We start from the raw sequence: 21853 nt of genomic DNA, 5'->3' as shown, positions 1-21853 counted from the left end.
CCTTTTCTATCGATCTTCAGTGAAAGGGTGGCCGGGCAACACAAACTCCGCAGCGAGGGTGGGCCGTGCGCTAGATAGCGTCTGTGGCCTCGCCGCGGCAGCTAAGGAGAAGGAACTCTGCACGCACACTTTGAGCGTAACACGGGTGCGTAAGATGAAAGGGCACTACCGTCCGATAAGTCCAGCATGCAGACGCCTCCGTGTTCGCCCGGCAGCGGCGTCGCAGCAAAAAGGAGTTGCAGTGCCCATTTCGGGGATCGATCTGTCCACCATTGATCACACAGTCCGGCCTCAGGACGACCTTTACCAACATGTGAACGGCGCCTGGCTGAAAGCCACCGAGATTCCCGACGACCGCCCCCTGGAAGGTACGTTCACCGCCCTCCGTGACGGGTCCGAGATCGCCGTCCGGGACATCATCGAGGAAGCGGCGGCCAAGGGCGCGGATGCCACCGGGATCGAGCGGAAGATCGGCGATCTCTACAACAGCTTCATGGACGAGGCAACAGTCGAGGGCAAGGGCATGGAACCCATCCGGGCCCGGCTGGCCGATGTCTTCGCCACCGGATCAGCCGAAGAGCTCATTTCCCTGGCGGGCCGGCTCTTCCGCGCGGATGTGGGCGGCCTCTTCTACATCTACCCTGCACCGGATGCGGGAAACCCCGACCGGGTACTGCTCTACACCGGCCAGGGCGGCCTGGGCCTGCCCGACGAGTCCTACTACCGCGAAGAGAAGTTCGCCCCGATCGTTGCGGCATACACGGGACACGTGGAGAAGATGTTCGACCTCGCCGGAGTGGCTGATCCGGACGGTGCCGCTGCCCGGGTGGTCCACCTGGAAACGAAACTCGCAGCGCACCACTGGGACAACGTCACCCTGCGCGATCCGCAAAAGACGTACAACCTGAAGACGGCGGAGGAGGCCACAGCGCTCTTCCCGCTCCTGGGCACCTGGTTCGAGGCAGCGGGCATTGAGCCGGCCAAACGTGCCGAAATCGTGGTTAGCACACCTGATTTCTTTTTGGGGGCCACGGCGCTCCTGGACGAGGTGCCGCTGTCAACATGGCAGGAGTGGCTGGCGTTGCGCGTCGTCAGCGCCGCCGCGCCGTACCTGTCCTCGCCGTTCGTGGACGCCAATTTCGCGTTTTACGGGACCACGCTCAGCGGCACACCGCGGAACAAGGACCGCTGGAAGCGGGGCGTGGCCGTCGTCGAATCCGGACTGGGTGAGGCAGTAGGCCAGATTTACGTGGCGCGGCACTTCCCCGAAACGCACAAGGCGCGGATGCAGACCCTGGTGGCGAACCTGACAGAGGCCTACCGCCGGAGCATCACCGACGTTGCCTGGATGGGTGAGGACACCAAAGCGGAGGCGCTCCGCAAGCTTGCTGCCTTCCGTGCCAAAATCGGCTTCCCGGACGAGTGGATCGACTACTCCGCGGTCGAGATCAGGCCGGATGACCTGCTGGGCAACGTGGAACGCGCCCACAACGCCGACGTGGACCGGCACCTTGATGAGGTGGGCAAACCGGTAGACCGCAACAAGTGGCTGATGACGCCGCAAACGGTCAACGCCTACTACCACCCCATGATGAACGAGATCGTGTTCCCGGCGGCCATCCTGCAGCCGCCGTTCTTCACGGCCGATGCCGACGACGCCGTCAACTACGGCGGCATTGGTGCGGTGATCGGGCACGAGATTGGCCACGGTTTCGATGACCAGGGCTCGCAGTTCGACGGCGGCGGGGCGCTCCGCAACTGGTGGACGGACGAGGACCGCCAGGCCTTCGAGGCGCTGACGGCCCGACTCGTGGCACAGTACGACGCCCTCTCCCCCACCGCGGCACCGGGCCACCACGTGAACGGCAGGCTCACCCTGGGCGAGAACATCGGCGACCTGGCCGGGCTCACCATCGCCTACAAGGCCTACCTGATCAGCCTGGACGGCAAAGAACCGGACGTCCTGGACGGCCTCACCGGGCAGCAACGCTTCTTCGCCTCCTGGGCCGCCGGATGGCGCCAGGTCATCCGCCAGGAGGAAGCCATCCGCCGCCTGGCCACGGATCCGCACTCCCCCAACGAATTCCGCACCAACGCGATCGCCAGGAACCTGGATTCGTTCCACGAGGCGTTCGACGTGACCGAGGATGACGGGATGTGGATGCCCGCCGCCGAACGCGTCAGCATCTGGTAGCGGCCACGCCGCAGGTCCAGGCAGACAGCAGGCCCCGCCGGTACCGGCGGGGCCTGCTGTTTTGTTGCGGGCCATGGCCCGCAACGGACAGGGTCCTGCCTGCTACTGCCGGACGATCAGCTCAGGATTTGCCTGCTGGCAGACCTTGTCCCCCGCGGTCTGGTTGACGATGTCCGACGGCAGGGCCGGCGCGCCGGAACCCATCGCGGTGCCGGTGGTGAAATCGCTGCCCACGTACACCTGTACGCCCTGGATTGTCGCCAGCGGAATCATCTGTTCGACGGGAATTCCCAGCAGGGTGGCGACGTCGGTGGCCACATCGGCGAAATTCGGGCCGTAGTACACGGCAGTCTTTGCCACCGGCTGGGCCTGGAACTGTGATGTTGCGGCGAAGCCGCCGTTCACCAGCGCCTGGACAAGTTCCTGCGCGCGGCCGGGGACGCCACTGCCGTTGGCCACCGTGACGGGCTGGATCGCCTTGTTGTAGGGCGGTACCGGCACCGCCGTCTGGGTCGGCGAGGGCGATGGCGACGCGGACCCGCCAGGTGCCGGAGCGGTGGTGGTGGGGGCCGTCGGATCGGTCAGGTCGATGTTCTTCCGGAGGGCTGAGAACAGCTGGGCGCCCGCAGGTTCGGCGATCACGAGGCGGTTGGGGTCGGTGGGTGCAGGTGTGGTAGGCACGGCCACGAATGCAACCTTGCCGATATCGATGTTCTTTAGCCGGTTGCCGATGGTGAGGAGGGCCGGGACGGAGGCAAGCCCATCGTCCACGGTCAGGTTTTGGGTGACGACGTCGGCGATCTTGAGCATCTTGGCGGGATCGGACAACGTCCCGTCGTCCTTGATCTTGCGGGTCAGCGACGACAGGAAACCTTGCTGGGCCTTGATCCGGCCCAGATCGCCTCCGTCGGCGAATGCGTGGCGGGTCCGAAGGTAGGAAAGTGCCATTTCGCCCTGGACAGTGGACGTGCCGGCGGGCAGCCGAAGCCCGGAGTCGGGGTCGAAGACCGCGTCGCTGATGCAAACTTCCACGCCGCCGACGGCGTTGGAGAGTTCCTTGACGGCGTTGAAATCGGCCATCATGAAGTGGTCCACCTGCATGCCGGTCAGCTTGTTTACCGTATCCACGGCGCATCCGATGCCGGCCTCGCCCATGACCTCATTGATCATCACGCCGCTGCGGGCCGGATAGACCTTGTTGGTCTTCTGGTCGGTGCACTGCGGGATGTCCACCAGGAGGTCGCGTGGAAAGCTGATGACGTTAACGCGCTTGTTGTCCTCGGAGATGTCCATCAGCATCATCACGTCCGATTTGCCGTAGCCGGTGGAATCGTCGGCGGTCCCGTACTGGGAGTTCTTTCCGTCACGGGTGTCCGAACCGAGGATCAGGATCTGCATCCGGCTCGTAGCATCATTGACGGGCGATTCGGTGGTGCCGCCGCCGGCGTTCAACGGTGCCTTCGAAATGTTGCCCTGCAGCCGGAAGAACCAGAAGCCGGCAAAAGCGATCCCGCCCACCAGGACGGCAGCCACCACACCGGTGAGGATCTTCAGCCACAACGGCATGGCGCGGACCGGCCCCAGGTGGCGGCCCGCCCCCGTGGCACCCCCCTCCGCGTGCCGGGATACCGGTCCCGGTCCGGCTGAGAGGTCAGCCTCGTCGTCGCGTTTGTCGCGGCCTCGATCCACGTGGTGAACCTTCCTCTTAATACAAAATCCGGTCCATTTTTAGTGGTCCAGTCTGGAGATGTGGCGGGACCGCGCCGTTGGGCCCCGTGTTGGCGGGTCAGAAACCCAGTTTGACCAGCTGCTTCGGGTCGCGCTGCCAGTCCTTGGCTACCTTGACGTGGAGGTCCAGGTAGATGCGGGTGCCCAGGAGCGCTTCGATGCCCTTGCGCGCATTGGTGCCCACTTCGCGCAGGCGGCTGCCGCCTTTGCCGATAATGATGGCCTTCTGGGAGGGCCGTTCGACATAAAGGTTGACCCGGACGTCCAGCAACGGATTGTCATCGGGACGGTCTTCCCGGGGAACGATCTCTTCGACCACGACAGCCAGGGAGTGGGGAAGCTCGTCCCGGACGCCTTCCAGGGCAGCCTCGCGGATCAGTTCGGCCACCATAACGGCCTCGGGTTCGTCCGTGAGCTCGCCGTCCGGGTACAGCGGAGGCGACGGCGGCATGTGGCCGATCAGCACGTCGGCAACTGTTTCCACCTGGAATCCGTCGGCGGCCGAGACCGGCACGATGTCCTTCCAGCCGTCCTCCCCCATCACCTCGCGGCCAAGGGCCGCTACAGCGAGCAGTTGCTCGGTCAGTGCCTGGTTGTCCACCAGGTCAGCCTTGGTGACGATCGCGATGACGGGTTTACGCCCGACGGCTGCAAGCTGTGCGGCGATGAACCTGTCACCGGGGCCGATTTTCTCGTTGGCCGGCAGGCAGAATCCGATGGCGTCGACTTCGGACAGGGTATCGGCGACGAGGTCGTTGAGGCGTTTGCCCAGCAAGGTGCGGGGCCGGTGCAGTCCCGGGGTGTCCACAAGGATCAGCTGGGCGTCCTCACGGTGCACGATGCCCCGGATGGTGTGCCGTGTTGTCTGCGGCTTGGCCGACGTGATGGCCACCTTTTTGCCCACCAGTGCGTTGGTCAGTGTGGACTTGCCGGCGTTCGGCCTGCCAACGAGGACCGAAAACCCTGCGCGGAAGCCACCGAAATCGTCCGGCACCGCATCCTTATTTTTCTTGCTCACGTGGAACTCCCTGCTGGGTTGATTCGGCCTCCTCCAGGAGGCCTTCAAAGTCAGTCTCTACTCTTGGTACGGGCGCCGCAATGATGTGGCTGACCCTGTTGCGGCGGCCTTCGAGCCGCTCGGCGCGCAGGGACACACCCTGCACTTCCACGCTGCTGCCAACGATCGGGACCCTGCCAAGTGCCTTGGCCAGCAAGCCACCGACTGTGTCCACCTCGTCGTCGTCGAGCTCCAGGTCGAAAAGTTCGCCGAGATCGTCGATGCCCATCCTGGCGCTCACGCGGTAGGAGCCATCGTCCAGCGCCACCGCCTCAGCACTTTCGGTGTCGTATTCGTCCACGATCTCGCCCACGATTTCCTCGATCAGGTCCTCCAGCGTGACCAGCCCGGCGGTACCGCCATACTCGTCGATCACGATCGCCACGTGCGTGGATTCCTTCTGGAGTTCGCGCAGGAGGTCACTGACGGGTTTGGACTCCGGCACATAACGCACTTCGCGGGCCAACGCCTCAACCACGGGCGGCGCCTGGCCGGCTTCCAGCTCGTGAATGACCGCTGCAACGTCCTTGAGGTAGATAATGCCCAGGATGTGGTCGGTGTTTTCGCTGATCACCGGGATGCGTGAGTACCCGGAGCGGAGGAACAGTGACATCGCCTGGTGAAGGCTGGAGCCGGCGTCGATGCTGACAATGTCGGTCCGGGGCACCATCACCGCCCGCACCAGGGTGTCGCCGAAGTCGAAGACCGACTGGATCATCTCAGCCTCGGTGTCTTCGATCATGTCTGATTCACTGGCCCGGTCCAACAGCTCACGGAATTCCTGCTCACTGAAGAAGGCGTCGTCTCCGCCCGGCGCTCCGGGGGCAGCGGCACTTCCCACCGCCACGAGCCATCCAGGAATGGGGCCCAGCACACTGGTGAGGAGCCGGACCATGGGCGCCGTAAACCGCACCACGGTTGTGGAGTGCAGCCTGCCGAGCTGGCGGGGCGAGACACCGACTATCACGAACCCGAGAATTGCCATGATGCCGGTTGCCACGAGGCCGGCCAGCCACACGTTTTCCAGGAGACTTGCCACCAGGACGGCGACGGCCACTGCGGAGGCCATCTCGAACCAGACACGCCAAAACCGGAGGGCCCGGGTGTGGGCCACCGGCTCCGCGAGGATACGCCGCATGGCAGTCCCGCGACTCCTGTGCAGTGCCGCTTCGGCGTCGTGCCGGGGAAGGAAACTGAAAGCGGCCTCGGCTGCTGTCAGCACGGCCGCGACGACAAGGAAGACCAGTGCCACCGCGACCAGGAGCAGTTGAGTCACTGGGTGGTCTCGGCGGGTGCTTCTTTGCCGGTGAATCCGGTCAGGAGTTCGCGCTGCAGGCCGAACATCTCCGCCTTCTCCTCCGGTTCCGCATGGTCGTAGCCCAGCAGGTGCAGGATTCCGTGAGTGGTCAGGAGCAGCATTTCGTCCTGGAGCGAGTGGCCGGCGTTCTTGGCCTGGACCTTGGCAACCTGCGGGCAGATCGCAATATCGCCCAGCATGCCCTGGGGCGTTGGCCGCCCCGGAGTACCCGGCGTGAGTTCATCCATGGGCACTGAGAGCACATCCGTGGCGCCGGGCTCGTCCATCAGTTCGATATGCAGCTTTTCCATGGCCGGTTCATCAACCAGAAGGATGGACAGCTCGGCCTGGGGATGGATGTAGAGCTGTTCAAAGATGTACCGTGACAACGCAATGAGATCGGCTTCCTCGACGTCGACGCCGGACTCGTTGTTCACCTCGATGCTCACGCGTGTTCCCCCCGCTTTTCCTTGTTGACTGAGTGTTTGACGCGGTTCCGCTGGGCCTCATCCCAGATGCTGTAGGCGTTGACGATGTCCCCCACCAGCCGGTGCCGCACGACGTCGGCCGCGTCCAGGACCGAGAAGTTCACGTCCGCGATGCCCCGCAGGATTTCCTCCACGATCCGCAGCCCGGAACGCGTACCAAAGGGCAGGTCAACCTGTGTGACGTCGCCGGTGACGACCATCTTGGAACCAAACCCGAGGCGGGTGAGGAACATCTTCATCTGTTCCGGCGTGGTGTTCTGGGCCTCATCGAGGATGATGAAGGCGTCGTTGAGCGTCCGGCCACGCATGTAGGCCAGGGGTGCCACCTCGATGGTTCCGGCGGCCATCAGCCGCGGGATGGACTCGGGGTCCATCATGTCGTGCAAGGCGTCGTAGAGCGGCCGGAGGTACGGATCAATCTTGTCGCTCAGCGTTCCGGGCAGGAAGCCAAGGCGCTCCCCTGCCTCGACTGCAGGCCGGGTGAGGATGATGCGGCTGACTTCTTTTTGCTGCAGCGCCTGGACAGCTTTGGCCATGGCGAGGTAGGTCTTGCCGGTGCCGGCAGGACCGATCCCGAAGATGACCGTGTTGGCGTCGATCGCGTCGACGTAGTTCTTCTGGTTCAGCGTTTTGGGGCGGATGGTCCTGCCGCGGCTGGAGAGGATGTCATGGGTGAGGACGTCCACCGGGTTCTGCAGTGACTGGGTGCGCAGGAGCGCAACCAGCTGCTGCAGTACCGCCGGGGTGATCACTGTGCCGCGGGCCACCAGGCCACGGACCTCCTGGAGGAGCCGCATGATCCGTGGCACGTCGCTGGCCGGTCCGCTGATGGAGAGCTCGTTGCCGCGCACGTGGAAGTTGACATCCGGGAACTGGACTTCGATGAACCGCAACGCCTCATCGTGGCTCCCAAGTGACTGAACCATCTGGTCCGAGTTCTCGAACAGGACAACTTCGGTCCTGGTGCCCGGCAGGGAGTGGGGAAATTCCCCCGGGCTGCCATCGCCTGTGTTGAGCCGGCGCTTACCATTTGCTGATTCAGTCATGGTGCTGGCCCGCAGGCCTGTGGTCCCCTCGAAGTTCTTCAATCCAGTTTTCCGTGCCGGGAGAGGCGTCCGTTGCACGGTGCTCCTCGCCCAGCGATCCCTTCATCTTACGCCAGCGGGGAGCGGCGACGGATACGGCAGGTTGCGCCATACCGCCGCAGGAACGGCATTTAGGTATCAACTTCATATCGGCCTCATATCGTTCCCGTTGCAGTTGGGCCGTGACGGCTGCAGAACCGCTGCCGGGCCTCACCGCTGTGCAATGCTGGAAATCCAGCAGCCGCTGGAACACCAGGCCGCAAGGGGATCGGCCCGCCACGCCATGAAAGGACCAGGGCAGGAAAGTGCCGGATACCTTTGTGCCCAAACGGGCAGGCCGAACGAAGGGCCGCTTGCGCCCGGCTGTCCTGGCAGGAGTCCTGGTGCTGGTTCCCGTTCTGGCGGGCTGCACGGCGGAGGGCGGCCCATCCCCCACCGGCACCATTGCTTCCGTTCCGGCCAGCGGCGGGAGCATGCCCGATGCACCGTCCACCAGTGCCCCGCTGGAAACAACCCAGTCCTCCAACAAAGCACCCGTCTACTGGATCGGCCGCAGCGGCGGCAACATCTTCCTGTACCGCGAATTCCGTGACGTCCCCGAGCAGGACAACCCGGTGACCCGGGCGTTGCGCGCCATGATGTCGGAGAAGCCGCTCGACCCCGATTTCTTCACACCGTGGCAGAATCCGGCCAAGCTGGCCACCTCGATCTCAGGGAAAGACGTCATCACCGTGGACGTTTCGGCTGACGCGTTCAACAGCAACCTTGATGCCGACATGGCTGCCCGAGCCATCCAACAACTGATCTATACAGCCACCGCGGCGGCCGCCAGTTCGGGGCTGATCGACACCAGCCAGCAGGTCCGGGTCCGGATCCTCGTGGACGGACATACGGACTACGTAGCGTTCGGCAAGGTCCAGCTGGGCGCCCTGATGACCCGCGCCGCCGGCCTGGTGGCACCGGTGTGGATCATCGATCCGCAGGAAGATACCGAGGTCCCGGCCGGCAGCGTGAAGATCACAGGCCGCAGCACGTCCCCCGGAGCAAAGCTCCATTGGCAAATCCTTCAGGTTGTGGACAACGGCGCCGGCAAGACGCCCTTCCTGACCGGCGAAACGACGTCGGCCACGGAACAAGGCCAGGCGGGCGCCTTCACGCTGGCCCTTAACCTGCCCGCCGGTGACTACGAACTCCATGTGGCGCAGGCCGGATCCGGCGGAGAGCCGGACCGCAACGAGGACACACGGTCCTTTAAGGTGCGGTAGCCCAGCGTCCCAGGATGTCGCTGGCCAGCACGACGGCGGCCGGCCCGGCAGTGGAGGACCGCAGGACGTGATGCCCCAGCAGTGCCGTCACCGCGCCGTTGTCACAAAGTTTCGTTACTTCGCGGGGGCTGATGCCCCCTTCGGGGCCCACAATCAGCAGGATTTCGCGGGGCCCGGTACCGGCGCTCCCCTGCCATCCTTCAAGGACAGTGCGCAGGGGCCGGACTGCGTCCTCGTGCAGGATGACGGCCAGGTCCGCGGCTGCCACGGCCTTGCACAACCCGGAGGTTTCGACGGCGTCCCGGACTTCAGGAATCCAGGCGCGGCGGGCCTGTTTGGCGGCTGCGGCAACTGCCGACTCCCATTTGGCGTGGGCCCGGGCCGCCCTGTCCCCTTTCCAGCGGACAATGGACCGTTCGGACTGCCACGGTATGACGGCATCGATGCCAAGTTCGGTTGCTGTCTCGATGGCCAGTTCGTCCCGGTCGCCCTTGGCCAGCGCTTGCGCCAGCACCAGCCGGACCTCGGGCTTGTCTTCGGCCACGACGGTCCCGCACTCCACTTCCAGCGCGGAGGAGGCGGCCGATGCCACCGTCCCGGTCATGCGGGTGCCGGCACCGTCCACAATGTCCACGGCTTCCCCCGGCGACAAGCGCTTCACGGTGACCGCGTGGCGGGCTTCGGGGCCCTGCAGGACAAATACCTGCCCGGCAGCGAGGCCGTCCAGCGACCCGGGGGTGGTGAAGAATACGGGGTTGCTCACCGCTACAGGTTACCGAGCCGGTCCCGGAGCTTGGCGAACATGCCGCCGCTGGCAGCGAGCTTGCCTTCGGTGATCTGTTCGCCGCGAAGCTTTGCGAGCTGGCGCAGCAGGTCCTCCTGCGCGGGGTCGAGCTTGGCGGGCGTGTCAACCTGGAGGTGGACCTTGAGGTCTCCGCGGCCGTAGCCCCGCAGGTGGGTGACGCCCAGCCCGCGCAGGGTGACGATCTCCCCCGACTGGGTACCTGGCTTGACGTCAATTTCCTGGGTGCCGTCGAAGGTTTCCAGGCTGACGTCCGTGCCGAGGGCGGCCGCCGTCATGGGGATGTGCAACGTGGCGTGCAGGTCATCGCCTTCGCGGACGTAGGTGGCGTCATTGTTGACCCGGATTTCGACGTACAGGTCGCCGGCGGGGCCGCCCGCAGGTCCGGCTTCGCCCTGCCCGGAAAGCTGGATCCGGGTTCCGGTGGCAACGCCGGCGGGGACCTTGATAGTCAGCGACCGGCGGCTGCGGATGCGGCCCTGGCCGCTGCATTCGTTGCAGGGATCCTTGATGACGGTGCCGAAGCCTTCGCAGGTGCCGCACGGTGCGGCCGTCATGACCTGGCCAAGGATGGAGCGGACAGCCCGCTGGACCTGGCCGCTGCCGCCGCAGATATCGCAGCGTTCGGGGTGCGTACCGGGGCGGCAGCATGATCCCTCGCACGTGGGACAGACAACGGCTGTGTCCACTTCGAGCTTCTTGTTGACGCCAAAGACGGCGTCGCGCAGGTCGATCCGGACGCTGATCAGCGCATCCTGTCCCCTGCGCACCCGGGACGCCGGGCCGGACGTGCCGCCGGCGCCAAAGAAGGTGTCGAAGATGTCCTGGAACGCGAATCCCTGGCCTGCGTAGCCGGCACCGCCGAACCCGTTGTCCGTTCCGTTCTCATTGCCGGTGGTGTCATAGATGCGGCGCTTCTGGGGGTCGGAAAGGACCTCATAGGCGTGAGTGACTGCCTTGAAGCGTTCCGACGCATCCGCGCCGGGGTTTACGTCCGGGTGGAGGGTGCGGGCCAGTTTGCGGTAGGCCTTTTTGATCTCTTCGCCCGTAGCTTCGGGCGAGAGTCCAAGGACGTCATAGTGGCTGCTCAAAGTTCGTATCTCTTCCTTGTTGTACTGCGTGCAACGGGGCCCGGTGTCCGGACCTCCATCCGGAGGTGCTCCGGCTGGAGGGTCATGGCCCCAAAATCCTGGAAAGGTAGCGGGCAACGGCCCTGACGGCGGCCATGGTGGTGGGGTAATCCATCCGTGTGGGACCAAGGATCCCTACCTTCGCGGCGCTGCCAGGGCCATAGCCCGTGGCCACCACCGACGCCTCGGCAAGGCCGTCGTAAGGGTTCTCCCTGCCGATGCTGACTGCCACGCCGCGGTGGTCCTGGGCCATTTCGCTCAGCAGCCGCAGCATCACCACCTGCTCCTCGAGCGCTTCGAGTACGGGGCCGATGCTCAGTGGGAAGTCCACGTTGGATCGGGCCAGGTTGGCCGTTCCGGCCATGACCATCCGTTCTTCGCGGCTGCTCTGGGCCAAGACTTCCAGCCCCTGAGCCAGTGCGTGCGCGGCCTGCCGCTGAGGGTGCGGCGTGGCGCCTACGACGGCCGGCAGGGCCATGGCCAGGTGGCTCAGCGACGTGCCGCCCAGGGCGCCGAGGAACCGGGTCCGCAACTCCGCCAGCGCCTCGTCGCCAAGGTCCTGGCCGACGTCGATAACGCGCTGCTCAACCTTGCCGCTGTTGGCAATGAGCACCACGAGTACTTTGCGCGGGGCCAGCAGCACGAATTCGATGTGGCGGACCAGTGCCCTGCTCAGGTGCGGATACTGGACCACTGCCACCTGGTTGGTGAGCTGGGACAGCAGGCGGACAGTGCGGTCCAGCACGTCATCGAGGTCGTCCGCGCCTTCCAGGAGCGACTGGATGGCACGGCGCTCAGCCGCCGACAGTGGCTTGACTGCAGAGATTTGGTCCACGAACAGGCGGTAGCCCTTGTCCGTGGGAATACGTCCTGCGCTGGTGTGCGGGGCCGTGATCAGGCCCTCATCTTCCAGCGCCGCCATGTCGTTCCGGATGGTGGCGCTGGAAACGCCGAGATGGTGCCGCTCGACCAGCGCCTTTGAGCCGACAGGCTCGCGGGAGTGGACGTAGTCCTCCACGATCGCCCGCAGCACTTCCAGTTTGCGTGGCTCGCTCACTCTCCACCTCCATCCACGGTCCGGGGCGCGTGCCCCGTCCGGTGTAGCCCAGGGGTTAGCACTCGACATGCCTCAGTGCTAACAGTCTATTATGCCTCGCCCCGTTGTTAGCATTGGTACCGCTCCGGGCGAAACTCCGCCGGGTGAGGACTTAATGCGAGGCGGATCGAATCCATGGATTACCAGAACTGGGGCCCCCGCGGGATCTCCGCCCCTGCCCGGACCGAACTGCCGGAGGTTCCCGCAGAGCGCGGCATGGTGCTTGAGGAAGTCCAGTCGGGCTGGGTGGGTGCGGTCACCCGGGTGGAAAAGTCGGGCGGAATGCATGTGGTGGCCCTGGAGGACCGCCGCGGAAAGTCGCGTTCCTTCCGGCTTGGGTTCGGGTTCCTCCTGGAGGGCCAGCCGATCCGCCTGATGCCGCCGGCCCCCGCCCGGGCTCCTGCCGGACCCGCTGCCGGGCGTACGGCTTCAGGGTCGGTACGGGTTGCCGGGCAGCGGGCCCAGGTGGCAAAGGCCAGCCGGATCTGGGTGGAAGGCAAGCATGACGCCGAACTTGTCGAGAAGGTCTGGGGAGACGACCTCCGGGTGGAGGGCATCGTCGTCGAGCCCCTCCACGGCATCGACGACCTCACGGCCGCGGTGGCGGACTTCAGGCCGGGACCGGGGAGGCGCCTGGGGGTGCTGGTAGACCATCTGGTGCCCGATTCCAAAGAGTCGCGGATCGCCGACGCCGTGATGGCATCCCCGGGCGCGGCCGGAAATGTCCTGATTGTCGGCCATCCCTACGTCGACGTGTGGCAGGCTATCCGCCCGGCGGTGCTGGGCATCCAGCAATGGCCGGCGATTCCCCGCGGACAGGACTGGAAGACCGGCATCCTGAAAGCCTTTGGCTGGCCGCACGCCACCAAGGAAGATATTGGGCTCGGGTGGCAGAAACTCCTGGGTGCGGTACGCACCTACGCCGACCTGGAACCCTCGCTGCTGGGACGGGTTGAGGAAGTGATCGATTTCCTCACCGTGCCGTGAAAGCGGCCCCAGGCCCGCGACCCAGTATTCTGGATACTGCGATGCCTTGGTTTTGGCAGAGCTGCACCGAGTCCCTAGTAGTCATCCGCACCACTTGCACCCCCGAAGGAAAACAGACTGTGGCAGAAAACGCACGTGATCACAGGGATGGCCAAGGCCGTTCCGAGTACCATGGCGTCCCCGCCAATGCGCTGCCGCTCACGGCCAGCGAAGACCGCCAATGGGCCACGCTGGCCCACTTCGGCGGGATCCTGGGGTGCGTTCCATCCCTGCTGATCTACCTGATCTTCCGGGACCGGGGACCGTTCACCGCGCAGGAATCGAAGGAAGCGCTGAATTTCAGCCTCCCGCCCACTATCGCCGCAGTCCTGGCCAACATCCTGGTGTTCATCCCCTATGTGGGCAACATCTTCGCCGTCATCGCTACGCTGATCTGGGTCGCGCTGACCTGCTTCTCTGTGGCCGCAGGGATCCACGTCAACCGTGGACAGCCGCACCGCTACCCGTACAACCTGCGCTGGATCAAGTAGCCACACCCGCAGCGGTTAGTCGGGGAGGATCCTGCGAACCACCGCGTCCGCCAGGAGCCGGCCCTTCAGCGTAAGGACCAGCCGTCCGTGGAATGCCGCCGCCGGTTCCACCAGGCCGTCCGCGATCAGGCCCGCCACTTCATGGCGCCCCAAGGCGCTGAGCGTCGAGACTTCAAGCCCGGACTGCAGGCGCGCCTCCAGCATCACCCGTTCCAGCCTCCTGGTATCCGAATCCAGGGTTTCCCGGCCCGCGGCCGGAGAGTGGCCCTGCGACAGCCGGTTGGCGTACGCGGCGGGGTGCTTGACGTTCCACCAGCGCACACCGCCCACATGGGAATGCGCCCCGGGGCCGATCCCCCACCAGTCATCGCCCCGCCAGTAGGCCAGGTTGTGCCGGCAGGCCTGCTCCGGGGTCCGCGCCCAGTTGCTGACCTCATACCAGCCAAGCCCGGCTTCGGTGATCAGCTCGTCGGCGAGCTCGTACTTGTCGGCGTGATCGTCGTCGTCGATTCCCGGGACCTCGCCGCGGCGCATCTGCGCGGCGAGCTTGGTACCGTCCTCGACGATCAGCGCGTAGGCGCTGATGTGGTCCGGTTCGTAGGACAACGCCGTTTCGAGGGAATACCGCCAGTCCGCCAGGGATTCGCCGGGCGTGCCGTAGATCAGGTCCAGGCTGACGGCAAGCCCTGCCTCCCGCGCCCACTGGACCACCTGCGGAACGCGGCTCGGGGTGTGCGTGCGGTCAAGGACCTTCAACACATGCGGGACGGCGGATTGCATGCCGAACGATATCCGGGTGAAACCGGCTTCCTTGAGGATGGCGAGGGATTCGGGCGTGACCGAGTCGGGATTGGCCTCGGTGGTGACCTCCGCACCCGCCTCGATCCCCCACTGGTCAATGGAGGCACGGAGGATCATGGCGAGGTCGGCGGCAGGCAGGAGCGTCGGCGTGCCGCCACCGAAGAAAACGGTGCTGAGCTTGCGCGCCGGGACGCCGGAACGCTGCAGTACCTGCGCGGCCAGCACCACTTCCGAGACCGCGGTGCCCGCGTAGGCGTCCTGGGATGCGCCACCGCCGAGTTCCGTAGCCGTGTAGGTGTTGAAGTCGCAATACCCGCAGCGGACAGCGCAGAACGGGATGTGTACGTACAGGCCGAAAGCCCGGGCCGCCGCACCGTCTGCCGCCTGCGCAGGCAGTAAACCGTCCGACGGCGCCGGGTCGCCAAGGGGAAGAACGCTGGGCATCAGCGGATCCCCCGCTGCGCTGTGGTCACTTCTTCTTGGCCTTGTCCTTTGATTCGTCCGTTGTGAGGGCGGCGATGAACGCTTCCTGCGGTACCTCCACGGTGCCCACCATCTTCATGCGCTTCTTGCCCTCTTTTTGCTTCTCCAGCAACTTGCGCTTACGCGAGATGTCGCCGCCGTAGCACTTTGCCAGCACGTCCTTCCGGATGGCGCGGATGCTTTCGCGGGCGATGATCCTGGAGCCGATGGCCGCCTGGATAGGCACCTCGAATTGCTGCCGCGGGATGAGTTCGCGCAGCTTGCCGGTCATCATCACGCCGTAGGCGTAGGCCTTGTCCTTGTGCGTGATGGCGCTGAACGCGTCCACCTGTTCGCCCTGGAGCATGATGTCCACCTTGACCAAGTCGGCTGCCTGTTCGCCGTCGGCCTTCCAGTCCAGGGACCCGTAGCCGCGCGTCTTGGACTTCAGGATGTCGAAGAAGTCGAACACGATTTCGGCCAGCGGGAGCCGGTACCGGATCTCCACCCGGTCCTCGGACAGGTAGTCCATGCCCCCCAGGACGCCGCGGCGGGCCTGGCAGAGTTCCATGATGGCACCGACGAATTCGTTGGGAGCCAGGATGGTGGCGGACACCATGGGTTCACGCACCTCGGCGACCTTGCCGGTGGGATACTCGCTGGGGTTGGTCACCTGGACCACCTTCTTGTCCTCCAGCGTGACCTCGTACTCGACGTTGGGTGCGGTGGAGATGAGCGCGAGGTTGTATTCACGTTCCAGGCGTTCGCGGGTGATCTCAAGGTGAAGGAGGCCCAGGAACCCCACGCGGAAACCGAAGCCAAGGGCAGCGGAGGTTTCCGGTTCATACACCAGGGCGGCGTCGTTGAGCATGAGCTTTTCGAGGGCGTCACGCAGTACCGGGTAGTCGGCCCCGTCCAGCGGATACAGGCCGGAGAACACCATGGGCTTGGCATCGGCGTAGCCGGGCAGCGACGTTGCGGCCGGCTTGGCCAGGTTGGTGACCGTGTCGCCCACCTTTGACTGGCGCACATCCTTCACGCCGGTGATGAGGTAACCCACTTCACCGACGCCGAGGCCCTTTGACGGCGTGGGTTCCGGGGAGCTGACCCCTATTTCCAGCAGCTCGTGCGAGGCCCTGGTGGACATCATCTGGATGCGTTCACGGGGGTGCAGCATGCCGTCCACGACGCGGACATAGGTGACCACGCCGCGGTAGGTGTCATAGACAGAGTCGAAGATCATGGCACGGGCCGGTGCGTCGGGGTCGCCCTTCGGGGCGGGCAGGTCACGAACAATCTTGTCCAGCAGCGCCTCGACGCCGGCGCCGGTCTTCCCGGACACCCGCAGGACATCTTCCGGATCGCCACCGATGAGGTTGGCCAGTTCCGCAGCGTATTTCTCCGGCTGGGCTGCCGGAAGGTCGATCTTGTTCAGCACTGGGATGATGGTGAGGTTGTTCTCCATGGCCAGGTAGAGGTTGGCAAGCGTCTGCGCCTCGATGCCTTGTGCTGCGTCGACCAGGAGGATCGCGCCCTCGCAGGCGGCCAGGGACCTGGACACCTCGTAGGTGAAGTCCACGTGGCCCGGCGTGTCGATCATGTTCAGGGCGTAGCTGACGCCATCCACTTCCCACGGCATACGCACGGCCTGGGACTTGATGGTGATGCCGCGCTCACGCTCGATGTCCATCCGGTCCAGGTACTGGGCCTTCATGTCGCGCGCCTGGACAACCCCGGTGGACTGCAGCATCCGGTCAGCCAGCGTGGACTTGCCGTGGTCAATGTGCGCGATGATGCAAAAGTTCCGAATAATTGCCGGATCTGTCGCGGCGGGCACCGGTGCGGTGCGGGCCATGGGAGACACGCAGGGTCCTTACTGTTGGCATTGTTCGCAGCCAACCGCAGGCACCCCAAAGGAGCCGGGCGGTGTGGCCGCACATCTTGAACTTCCAGTGTCCCACGTCCCGGGCCGCGGCACCGCATCCTGCCGCGCCACAGGGGAGGCACTTTGCCGGCCCCGCACCGCTATAGGGTTTCTGGATGGCTATCGATCTCCGCTCCGTGGCTCACGCCGTCCGCCGCGGCCTGCGCCTGCTGCAATTCAAGCGCCCCACCGAGGCTGCGCCCGGTTCCGCATATCCGGGCGACTTCACCGGCCGGTCCACCGTCCGGTACGCACCCCGGCCTGACGGCGACCCGGACCCCGGCGAGGTGGTGTGGACCTGGGTCCCCTACGAGGAGGACTACAGCAGGGGTAAAGACAGGCCCGTGCTGCTGGTGGGACGTCACGGGAAGTATCTCCTGGGCCTGATGATGACCAGCCGGGACAGGGTGGCGCCAGGCTCAGCCTCCGACCTTTACGTGGACCTTGGCTCCGGCGCCTGGGACCGGCAGGGCAGGGCAAGCGAGGTCAGGCTGGACCGGATCCTGCGCATCAGGCCGGACAGTGTCCGACGCGAGGGTGCCGTCCTGGACAAGGCGCGTTTCGAGAAAGTCGCAACCGGGCTGCGGCGGCGCCACGGCTGGACCTAGCCGCCGGAAATGGCCAGTCCCGGGCCTGACCTGCTATTCTTTATAGCTGTGTGTCCGTGCAGGTCGACGGTCACTGATGGTTGGCCGCCATAGGTATCCCCACGCCGCTCAGTCAAGGCCAGCCTGAAAGCCCTCTAGACCATTTCCGCATTACAAAGAGAGTTCACACGTGGCGAATATCAAGTCCCAGAAGAAGCGCATCCTGACCAACGAGAAGGCACGCCTGCGCAACAACGCAGTCAAGTCTGAGCTGAAGACGGCCATCCGCGCCGTCAACACCGCTGTTGACTCCGCTGATAAGGAAGCTGCTACTACTGCACTCGTCTCTGCCAGCCGTAAGCTGGACAAGGCTGTCAGCAAGGGTGTTCTGCACAAGAACAACGCAGCGAACCGCAAGTCGGCGATCTCCAAGAAGGTCAACGCACTCTAAGGTTTCCAGTTCCCGCGAACTGATGGTGTGGCCGGTACCGGAAGGTACCGGCCACATGCTTTTAATGTGCGCCCCCAGGCGCCGGGATGGGCACACGTGCATTCCGGGAGCAGTACGGCCGGCTGCGCCCGCCGGCAGTCAGGTGTGTGTGCCGGCCTTACCTGCCCTGGACCGACATGGCGATTACGGTCACGGCATGCTCCACAGCGTAGACCGGGTCCCGTGAGAGGCCTTTGACCTGCGCATCAGCCTCTGCCGTCGCCTGGATGGAACGCACCAGGCCTTCAGGGGTCCAGCGTCGGACGTCCCGCTGGGCCTGTTCAACCAGCCAGGGCTGCATTCCGAGTTCCGCCGCAATCTGCGCGGACGATCCTGACGCACCCGCCACCCGGGCCACCGTCCGCAGCTTTGCGGCGAGGGCGGCCACCAGGGGAACCGGATCCGCACCCGTAGCGAGGGCGTGACGCAGCGTGGACAGCGCCAGCGGCGCATTTCCCGCCATGGCGGCGTCGGCCACCTTGAAGGCGGTGGCTTCGATGCGCCCGCCGTAGTACCGGTCCACTGTTTCGGAGGTGACGGTAGTGGTGGCGTCGGCAATCAGCTGGCTGCAGGCGGCGGCGAGTTCTGACAGGTCTGCCCCCACAGCGTTAACCAGGGCCTGGACGGCGTCCTGGTTGATCCGGCGGCCCGCCGCTTTGAATTCAGTGGAGACGAAGGAGATCTTGTCAGCGTCTTTTTTCAAGGGCTGGCAGTCAACCACCGGCCAGCCACCTTTTTTGACGGCGTCGAGCAGCTTCTTGCCGCGGGCGCCGCCGGCGTGTCGAAGTACGACGACGGCATCCGGCTCGGGATGCTGCAGATAGTCGAGCGCATCGGCCAGGAAGGCTTCGTTCATGCCTTCCACAGACTCGACCTCGATGAGTTTGCTTTCGCCGAACAACGATGGGCTGACCTGCATGGTCAGGGCCCCCGGCTCATAGCCGGCGGCGTTCATGCGGCTGAGTTCGACGTCGGGCGCCGCCGCCCGGACCAGCGACCGGATCCTGTCCATGGCCCTGATACCCAAGTATTCCTCCGGCCCGGTGACCAAGACGATCTGGGCCGGGGTTACGTCACGCCAGGAGGCAACGTTCGACGCCGGAGAGCGGGTTTCGCGTTTTTGCGCAGCGGCCATCGAAGGTCCCTTCCGGAGGTTTTAGTGCAATATCCCAGCCTGCCATGTCCGCGCCCGCGCACCAAGCTGCCGGTGCTTATGCGGCGGGCGGAAACGACCAGCGGCCCTCCCCGGGAACCCCGGACAGGGCCGCTGGTGTAACTGGCCTACACCGCTGCGGACGGCTCGGCAGGCCGCATTCTTCCCACTAATACCTGCTGTAGGTCAGCTTTACCTTGCCGTCCTCAACGTCGACGTTGGCACTCATGGAAACCGAGGTGGTGTCCGTTGCAGGCTTCCAGTCAGCTGTTCCGAAACCGTACGAGTTGTCCTTTTCGTAGGTGACGGTGGCTTTCCCGGGAGTCTGCGTAGTGATGCGCCAGGGAGACGAACCGTACGGGTCCTTGCTCATGGTGAACGTGGGTTTCGTGGTGAGCGTCCAGTGGAAGTTCCGCGAGTAGCGCGAGGAAGCGTAGGTGTTGAGCGGGCAATTGGCCGGCTCTGCCTCGGTGGACTTCACGCACTCGGCAAGATAGGCGTCGATCTGTGCCAAGGCTTCGGACTTCAGGGCGTCAGAGGCGTCCACTTTGAGGCGGGCGGTCGCCGGTGCCTGGGCGTCCCCGATCGTGACCAGCGCCGTGGACTTCTGAGCGGTTAGATATTTTTCCGAGGAGGGCAGTTCAACGGTGTATTCGCCGGGCAACGCAGGGTAGCTGAGGCCGGATGAACCCAAAGAGCTGCCGGCAAGGTCGACGTCGAGCTCTTGACCGTTGATTACGATCTTCTTCACCGCGGTGTCCGTCGTGATGCGGACGCTCTGAAGAGGTGTCGACTCCATCTTCCAGTGATCGTCCAGGAGTTCAGGGTTCGACTTGCGAAGGCTGTACGTCGCCTGCTGCTTACGGCCGTCCTGGTGTACCTCAGCCACCACCGTGGCGGTGTCATCGGAGACCTTGGTGGACACAATGTCGAAGCCGTCGATGCGCTTGGCAGCCTTGGCGTAGACCTGATCGGACAGCAGGATCCGTTGGTCGTTGGCCAGGCCGGGATCGGCCAGTGCCATCGCCTTGGAAGCTTCGCCGTTCTGAAGTGCCTGGAGGTAGCTGCCCACGGCCTTGTCAGGACCGTTATTGCCCTTGATGACGTTCAGTGCGATGACTCCACCGACCACCAGGACGACCACGAGACCGGCGGAGCCCAGGATGAGTCCAAGCTTGCGCTTCGCGCTGGCGGACATCGGCGCACGAGGTGCCAGCGCAGGATGGGCTCCCGGAGCTGCATAACTGGTTGGAGCCGCAGCAGCACCCGCAGCAGGGGCAGTAACAGCCGGTGCGGTACCAGCCCGTGCAGCTGCTGCCGATCCGGCAGGAGCAATCGTGTAGGCCCAGGCCAGGGGAACGTAACGGCTCAGCTGAGGCGCGAGATAACGCGCTGATGCTTCTGTGGCCCCTCCCCAGAGCATCAGGAAGAACGGGGTGAACCAGGCCAGCGTCATGCTGCCGGCACCCGACGCCAGTGACCCGGCGTCAAAGGTGCCGGTCACGCTGCTCAGCCACGTCACCAGCGTCCCGGCAACGAGGAATGCAGCAGGGAGCGCTGCCCAGTCAGTGATCTTGTTGGTCACCATGGGTCCCCGGCGCAGGTACCAGAAGACCGAGGCCGCCACGATTGAGATCAGCGCCAGGAGAAGCAGCAACCATCCGGCCCAGCCAGGGATGCCGTACTGGTCCAAGGCGCGTCCAAAGCCGAAGATGATGTCGGAGCCGGAGGAATTCGCCGAGGAGCCGAAGTTCCAGTTGCGGGTGAGAGCACCCAGGTGGCCCAGGCCGAACATGAAGAAGCCTGCCGTGGGTGCCCACAGCGGCGAGGAGAGGGTGGACTGCCACCCGGACTTGATGCCCAGGGCAATCACAACCACCGGGATGGCGATGGCCAGAAAAACGACGTAATGCACCGCGACAGTCTCAAACGCCCGGCGGACCGCCGCACGGACACCGGCCCCTGTAGTGGCGCGCGGGCGCACTGATGCCCGCCCTGCGAAAGTGGCGAGCGTTCCGATCACGAGCGCAAATACGAATGACCCGAAGGTCACCGCGCCGATCGGGCTGATTTTCACGCTCGGCACCGGTATGGAAATGGCGAAGATCGCCCCGAGGATGTTGACCAGGAGAGTGAACACCAGGCCCGTTGTTACTGCCTCGATCCAGGTTCCGGCCGTTGTTTGGGCTGCGGCCCGCTTGGCGGCGTACCGGCCGCCGAAGTACAGGGCTGCGATCGAGACGGCCGTCAGCAGCAATGGAACCGCGAAGACGGAAGCGGATCCGTGCACGTTCCCCATGAACGGAATGGTTGCGTCGATGCTCGAACCGAGCGCGCCAAGCTGGCTCATGACGACAAGCTGGACGGCCAGCTGTCCTATCAGGGACCACGGTGACGGCATCGAACTTCCGCTGGGAAGCATGGAATTCGACGGTAATTCGGTATTGCCGCCATTGCTGGCGCTAATACCGATCAACGCCAGAATCAAGAAAAGAAAGGCGGTGATAAGAATCACCACGTATGAAATGGCGCCGACCAGGGCCCCGGGAATCAATGTTTTATAGTCGAAAGACTTCAGAAGACTGGAGCCCGGGGCCGCGCCCGACCCGGAATGGCCTGCGTTCCCTGCATTGCCGGCAGGCGGCCAGCCAGGCGCCTCAGTGGTTTGCCCGGATGGCCCGGTCTGCGGATACTGCTGTTCAGTCACAAATTCCCCCAATTGTTCTTGTGCTTCTCAATCGTGCCACAGACTGAATATTATTACGCGGGAATCCCGT

Annotated in this window: 18 protein-coding genes; 6 read left to right on the top strand and 12 right to left on the bottom strand. The window is 64.8% G+C overall.

From position 1 onward, the window contains the following. Nucleotides 1-241 precede the first annotated feature (241 nt). Nucleotides 242-2194 carry a M13 family metallopeptidase gene (locus QRN53_RS05360; protein ID WP_285242980.1) on the top strand — a complete coding sequence of 651 codons (1953 nt, stop codon included), beginning with the start codon at nucleotides 242-244 and terminating at the stop codon, nucleotides 2192-2194. A 102-nt stretch (nucleotides 2195-2296) separates the two neighbouring features. Here the strand turns inward: QRN53_RS05360 and QRN53_RS05355 are convergent, their stop codons facing one another. The 5 genes from QRN53_RS05355 to QRN53_RS05335 all read right to left on the bottom strand — a co-directional run bounded on the left by QRN53_RS05355 (nucleotide 2297) and on the right by QRN53_RS05335 (nucleotide 7810). Beyond that, a complete protein-coding gene (locus tag QRN53_RS05355; protein ID WP_285242979.1) occupies nucleotides 2297-3883 on the bottom strand; it encodes an LCP family glycopolymer transferase in 1587 nt (528 codons plus the stop codon). Nucleotides 3884-3980: 97 nt separating this feature from the next. Next, nucleotides 3981-4940 carry a GTPase Era gene (gene era / locus QRN53_RS05350; RefSeq protein WP_285242978.1) on the bottom strand — a complete coding sequence of 320 codons (960 nt, stop codon included), beginning with the start codon at nucleotides 4938-4940 and terminating at the stop codon, nucleotides 3981-3983. Continuing rightward, a complete protein-coding gene (locus tag QRN53_RS05345; RefSeq protein ID WP_285242977.1) occupies nucleotides 4924-6255 on the bottom strand; it encodes a hemolysin family protein in 1332 nt (443 codons plus the stop codon). The genes era and QRN53_RS05345 overlap by 17 nt, the downstream gene beginning before the upstream one ends. After that, on the bottom strand, nucleotides 6252-6725 hold the full coding sequence (ybeY, locus tag QRN53_RS05340; protein WP_285242976.1) for an rRNA maturation RNase YbeY: 474 nt from the start codon (nucleotides 6723-6725) through the stop codon (nucleotides 6252-6254). Before ybeY ends, QRN53_RS05345 begins: the two co-directional genes overlap by 4 nt. Further along, complete coding sequence (locus QRN53_RS05335; protein ID WP_285242975.1) at nucleotides 6722-7810, bottom strand: PhoH family protein; 1089 nt, start codon at nucleotides 7808-7810, stop codon at nucleotides 6722-6724. Before QRN53_RS05335 ends, ybeY begins: the two co-directional genes overlap by 4 nt. Before the next feature lie 419 nt (nucleotides 7811-8229). On the opposite strand from QRN53_RS05335, the gene QRN53_RS05330 reads away from it, so the two are divergent. After that, the gene (locus QRN53_RS05330) at nucleotides 8230-9114 is read left to right on the top strand and encodes a GerMN domain-containing protein (RefSeq protein WP_502934823.1); all 885 of its coding nucleotides are present in this window, start codon (nucleotides 8230-8232) and stop codon (nucleotides 9112-9114) included. Here QRN53_RS05330 and QRN53_RS05325 read toward each other — a convergent pair. The 3 genes from QRN53_RS05325 to hrcA form a co-directional block, all read right to left on the bottom strand. Continuing rightward, entirely contained in the window at nucleotides 9101-9877 is a 777-nt protein-coding gene (locus QRN53_RS05325) for a 16S rRNA (uracil(1498)-N(3))-methyltransferase (protein ID WP_285242973.1), read from the bottom strand. The genes QRN53_RS05330 and QRN53_RS05325 overlap by 14 nt on opposite strands. 2 nt (nucleotides 9878-9879) lie before the next feature. Beyond that, a complete protein-coding gene (gene dnaJ, locus QRN53_RS05320; RefSeq protein ID WP_285242972.1) occupies nucleotides 9880-11007 on the bottom strand; it encodes a molecular chaperone DnaJ in 1128 nt (375 codons plus the stop codon). An 82-nt stretch (nucleotides 11008-11089) separates the two neighbouring features. Further along, nucleotides 11090-12103 (bottom strand): heat-inducible transcriptional repressor HrcA, encoded by a 1014-nt coding sequence (gene hrcA, locus QRN53_RS05315; protein WP_285242971.1) that lies wholly within the window; start codon nucleotides 12101-12103, stop codon nucleotides 11090-11092. A gap of 174 nt (nucleotides 12104-12277) precedes the next feature. On the opposite strand from hrcA, the gene QRN53_RS05310 reads away from it, so the two are divergent. Next, nucleotides 12278-13129, top strand: a complete 852-nt coding sequence (locus tag QRN53_RS05310; RefSeq protein ID WP_285242970.1) for a DUF3097 domain-containing protein — start codon at nucleotides 12278-12280, stop codon at nucleotides 13127-13129. Between the two features lie 119 nt (nucleotides 13130-13248). Beyond that, the gene (locus QRN53_RS05305) at nucleotides 13249-13659 is read left to right on the top strand and encodes a DUF4870 domain-containing protein (RefSeq protein ID WP_285242969.1); all 411 of its coding nucleotides are present in this window, start codon (nucleotides 13249-13251) and stop codon (nucleotides 13657-13659) included. A 15-nt stretch (nucleotides 13660-13674) separates the two neighbouring features. On the opposite strand, the gene hemW is transcribed toward QRN53_RS05305, so the two are convergent. Together hemW and lepA are read right to left on the bottom strand one after the other, a co-directional pair. After that, nucleotides 13675-14904 (bottom strand): radical SAM family heme chaperone HemW, encoded by a 1230-nt coding sequence (gene hemW, locus QRN53_RS05300; RefSeq protein WP_285242968.1) that lies wholly within the window; start codon nucleotides 14902-14904, stop codon nucleotides 13675-13677. 25 nt (nucleotides 14905-14929) lie between these two features. Further along, nucleotides 14930-16786 (bottom strand): translation elongation factor 4, encoded by a 1857-nt coding sequence (gene lepA / locus QRN53_RS05295; protein WP_285242967.1) that lies wholly within the window; start codon nucleotides 16784-16786, stop codon nucleotides 14930-14932. Nucleotides 16787-16962: 176 nt separating this feature from the next. Here lepA and QRN53_RS05290 point away from each other — a divergent pair, with 176 nt between their 5' ends. Both QRN53_RS05290 and rpsT read left to right on the top strand, forming a co-directional pair. Further along, complete coding sequence (locus QRN53_RS05290; RefSeq protein ID WP_285242966.1) at nucleotides 16963-17454, top strand: type II toxin-antitoxin system PemK/MazF family toxin; 492 nt, start codon at nucleotides 16963-16965, stop codon at nucleotides 17452-17454. A 169-nt stretch (nucleotides 17455-17623) separates the two neighbouring features. Beyond that, on the top strand, nucleotides 17624-17884 hold the full coding sequence (rpsT, locus tag QRN53_RS05285; protein WP_285242965.1) for a 30S ribosomal protein S20: 261 nt from the start codon (nucleotides 17624-17626) through the stop codon (nucleotides 17882-17884). Between the two features lie 157 nt (nucleotides 17885-18041). Here the strand turns inward: rpsT and holA are convergent, their stop codons facing one another. Both holA and QRN53_RS05275 read right to left on the bottom strand, forming a co-directional pair. After that, a complete protein-coding gene (gene holA, locus QRN53_RS05280) occupies nucleotides 18042-19058 on the bottom strand; it encodes a DNA polymerase III subunit delta (protein WP_285242964.1) in 1017 nt (338 codons plus the stop codon). A gap of 187 nt (nucleotides 19059-19245) precedes the next feature. Continuing rightward, complete coding sequence (locus QRN53_RS05275) at nucleotides 19246-21426, bottom strand: hypothetical protein (RefSeq protein ID WP_285242963.1); 2181 nt, start codon at nucleotides 21424-21426, stop codon at nucleotides 19246-19248. Nucleotides 21427-21853: the final 427 nt, after the last annotated feature.

The sequence above is a fragment of the Pseudarthrobacter sp. fls2-241-R2A-127 genome (genome assembly GCF_030209355.1).
GTDB lineage: Bacteria > Actinomycetota > Actinomycetes > Actinomycetales > Micrococcaceae > Arthrobacter.
This window is presented reverse-complemented; position numbering and strand designations above follow the sequence as displayed.

What these genes read in the sequence shown, in the direction of transcription:
- QRN53_RS05335 (WP_285242975.1), bottom strand. Translation starts at nt 7,810, where the DNA reads ATGACTGAATCAGCAAATGGTAAGCGCCGGCTCAACACAGGCGATGGC.
- QRN53_RS05310 (WP_285242970.1), top strand. Translation starts at nt 12,278, where the DNA reads ATGGATTACCAGAACTGGGGCCCCCGCGGGATCTCCGCCCCTGCCCGG.
- hemW (WP_285242968.1), bottom strand. Translation starts at nt 14,904, where the DNA reads ATGCCCAGCGTTCTTCCCCTTGGCGACCCGGCGCCGTCGGACGGTTTA.
- QRN53_RS05290 (WP_285242966.1), top strand. Translation starts at nt 16,963, where the DNA reads ATGGCTATCGATCTCCGCTCCGTGGCTCACGCCGTCCGCCGCGGCCTG.
- holA (WP_285242964.1), bottom strand. Translation starts at nt 19,058, where the DNA reads ATGGCCGCTGCGCAAAAACGCGAAACCCGCTCTCCGGCGTCGAACGTT.
- QRN53_RS05275 (WP_285242963.1), bottom strand. Translation starts at nt 21,426, where the DNA reads ATGAGCCAGCTTGGCGCGCTCGGTTCGAGCATCGACGCAACCATTCCG.